Annotated in this window: 3 protein-coding genes; all 3 read right to left on the bottom strand. The window is 76.9% G+C overall.

Annotated elements, in window-relative coordinates:
• Positions 1 to 684 (bottom strand): condensation domain-containing protein (locus tag KS423_RS41425; RefSeq protein WP_224284887.1); only part of this gene is annotated, 684 nt, incomplete at its 3' end.
• A complete protein-coding gene (locus KS423_RS41420; RefSeq protein ID WP_224284886.1) occupies positions 681 to 2543 on the bottom strand; it encodes a non-ribosomal peptide synthetase in 1863 nt (620 codons plus the stop codon). The genes KS423_RS41420 and KS423_RS41425, both read right to left, overlap by 4 nt.
• A gap of 67 nt (positions 2544 to 2610) precedes the next feature.
• The coding region (locus KS423_RS41415) for a non-ribosomal peptide synthetase (RefSeq protein WP_224284885.1) at positions 2611 to 3465 on the bottom strand (855 nt) is incomplete at its 5' end.

Here is a 3465-nt window from a genome sequence, read left to right as displayed (position 1 = left end):
GGCGCCGGACAGCCTGGCCGCGAGGACGCCGGCGGTGGCCGTCAGCTCGGCCTCGCGGCCGCGCTCCTGGCGGGCGTAGTCGGCGTACGAGGGGGCCGGCGGCGGGAGCCGGTTCGGCACGCCGTCGCGCGCGGAGCGGTACAGCGCGGCGAGGTCCGAGGTGAGGAACCGCAGCGTACCGCCGTCCACGGCGATGTGGTGGATGGTCAGCAGGAGCGTGTGGTCGTCGGGTCCGTGCCGCAGGAGCAGGGCCCGCAGCACCGGGCCGGTGGCGAGGTCGAACGGCCGGGCGGCCTCGGCGGCGAGCTGTTCCGGACCGGTGGCGTCCAGGACCGGCAGCGGCACCGGGACGACCGGGTCGATCTGCTGGTACGGCTCGTCGCCCCGGCGCGGGTAGCGGGTGCGCAGGACGGCGTGCCGCTCGGTCAGGCCGGTGATCGCGGTGGCGAGGGCCGGGTGGTCGAGCGGGCCGCGCAGGCGGGTGGCGAGCGGCACGTTGTAGAGGGCGCCGCCCTGGCCGAGGTGGTCCATCAGCCACATCCGCTGCTGGGCGTGCGAGAGCGGGGCCGGGCTGCTGGGCACGATGGGGTCGGCCTCCGGCGTGGAGGTGGCGGCGGTGACGGCGGTCGCGGCGCGGCGGTTGCGGGCGCGGCGCAGCAGGTCGGTCTGGTCGACGGTGCTCATCGGTCGCCTTCCGGGGTGTCGTCGGCGGCCCGCAGGGCGCGCTCCAGCAGCTCGGCCTGGGCGGCGACGGTCGGGTGGCCGAGGAAGTCGGCGAGCGACAGCTCGACCCCGAGGTCCTCGCGCAGGTCGTCCACCACCCACATGGCGAGCAACGAGTGGCCGCCCTCGGCGAGGAAGTCGGCGGCCGGGTCGGTGATCGGGCGTTCCAGGGCCCGGCTCCACGCGTCGGCGACGACCTGCTGGATCGGACCGAGCTCGGCGCCGGCGGACGGCCGCGCCTCGGCCGGCTCGTCGGCGGCCAGCGCCCGCCGGTCCACCTTTCCGCTGCCGGTCAGCGGCAGCGCGGCGAGCACGGTCCAGGTGGTGGGCACCAGGTGGGCGGGCAGCTGCTCGGCCAGGCGGGTGCGCAGTGCCTCGACGGCCGGGCGGGCGCCCTCGGCGAGCACCAGGCAGGCGGTGAGCGCGGCGTCGGCCTGCCCGGCCCGGCGGACCACGACCGCCGCCTCGGCGACCTCGGGCAGCTGGAGCAGCGCGTGCTCGACCTCGCCGGGTTCGATCCGGAAGCCGCGCACCTTGACCTGGTCGTCGGTGCGCCCGTGGTACTCCAGGGAGCCGTCCGGCAGTCGGCGGACCCGGTCGCCGCTGCGGTAGGCGCGGCCGATGCCCGGCAGCTCGCGGAAGCGGTCGGCGGTCAGCTCCGGCCGGCCGAGGTAGCCGAGGGCCAGCCGGTCGCCGGCGATCCACAGTTCGCCGACGCTGCCCGGCGCCACCGGCGCGAGCTGCTCGTCCAGGACGTACGCGCGGGCGCCGCCGAAGGTCCGGCCGATCGGGACGGAGCCGGCGCAGTCGGCCTGGGTGACCCAGTGCAGGGTGGTGAAGGTGGTGGCCTCGGTCGGCCCGTAGACGTTGACCAGTTCGAGCCAGGGGAAGGCCCGCAGCACGGCGCCCGCGTGCTCGGAGGAGATCGCCTCTCCGCCGACGGCCAGGGTGCGCAGCACGCCGAAGACCCGGGAGCGCCGGGCGGCCAGGTGGTGGAAGAGCGCGGTGGTGAGGAAGACGGTGGTGACGCCGAAGCGCTCGATGTCACGGACCAGGTCCTCGGCACTGGGCCGCTCGCTCGGGGAGACGGCCACGGCGGCGCCGCGGGCGAGCGGGGCCCACAGTTCGAAGGTGGCGGCGTCGAAGGAGACGGTGGAGTGGAAGAGCACCCGGTCGCGCGGGCCGAGGGCGAACGCGTCCTCGGCGGTGACCAGGTCGGCGACGGCGCTGTGCGGGACGAGAACGCCCTTGGGGCGGCCGGTGGAGCCGGAGGTGTAGTAGAGCAGGGCGGGCGCGGCCGGGTCGGCGGCGTCGGGTGCCGTGCCGTCGGTGGCCTCGGTGCCGCGCTCGGTCAGCACCAGGGTGCGCTCCTCGGGGAGCCCGGCCTCGGCGAGCAGGCCCTTGTCGCCGAGGACGAGCCGGACGTCCGCGTCGGCGGTCATCTCCGCGATCCGCGGGCGCGGGTAGGCCGGGTCGAGCGGGACGACCAGTGCGCCGGCCCGCCAGACGGCGAGCTGGGCGACGACGAGCCGGGTCGAGCGGGCGCACAGCAGGCCGACGGCGCTGCCGGGGCCGATCCCCCGGGCGGCCAGGACGGCGGCCAACCGGCCTGAGGCGTCGGAGAGTTCGCGGTAGGTGAGGACGGTGGAGCCGTCGGTCACGGCGAGCGCGTCGGGCCGGCGTTCGGCCTGCCGGGCGATCAGGGCGGGCAGCACGGGCAGGGCCTCGGCGGTCCGGTCGGACGGGGTAGCGGAGGCCGCGGGGTTCGTCGTGGTCACGGGGTCCGTGGTGGTCGCGGTGGACGTGGTCGCGGTGGTCATGGTGGTTCCCTTCCGGGCGCCCCGGCCGGGTGGGCCGGGGCGCCCCGCTGAGGAGGTTGGGGCGGGCTCAGGCGGTCGCGGCCAGGGCGGCCACCCGCTCCTCGACCAGCCGGGCGACGGCCCCCAGGTCCGGCTGGCGCAGCACCAGGGGGGCGCGCAGCCGTACTCCGTACTCGTTCTCCAGAGCCTCCAGGAATCTCGCCGCGGCGAGCGAATTTCCGCCCGCGGCCAGGAAGTTGTCCTCCGGACCGAGGTCGGCGCGGCCGATCAGCTCGCGGCAGAGCTTCAGCACGGTGCGCTCGACCAGGGTGCTCCCCTCGCCCGTCAGGGCCTCCTCGCCTCGGTCCGCCGCCGAAGCGTCGGCCAGCAGGGCCTGGCGGTCCACCTTGCCGTTGGCGTCCAGCGGGAAGCGCTCCACCAGCCGGACGACGGAGGGCACGGCCTGCTCGGGCAGCCAGGGGCGGACGGCGTCGAGCAGCGCAGCGGGGTCGGCACCGCCCTCGGCCTGGACGAAGGCGAGCAGCCGGACCCCACCGGTCGGCGTCTGCTCGGCGGCGACCACCGCCCGGCGCACCGCCGGGTCGCGTTCGAAGGCGGTCTCGACCTCGGCCGGTTCGATCCGCACGCCGCTGACCTTGACCTGGTCGTCGAGGCGGCCGTGGAACTCCAGCACGCCGTCCGGCCGCATGACCACCCGGTCGCCGGTGCGGTAGACCCGGTCGGTGCCGACCACGCCGGCGGGCGCGTCGACGAAGCGGCGGGCGGTCAGCTCGGGGTCGAGGTACCCGGCGGCCAGGCCGCGGCCGCCGATCCGCAGCTCGCCGGCCGTGCCGCGCGGCACCGGGCGGCCGTCCTCGTCGGTGACCAGGAGGACGGCGCCGTCGATCGGCAGGCCGATCGGCGGGGCGCCCGCGCCGTGGTC

Origin of the sequence: Streptomyces sp. LS1784 (assembly GCF_020103755.1) — a bacterium.
Classification (GTDB): Bacteria; Actinomycetota; Actinomycetes; order Streptomycetales; family Streptomycetaceae; genus Kitasatospora.
This window is presented reverse-complemented; position numbering and strand designations above follow the sequence as displayed.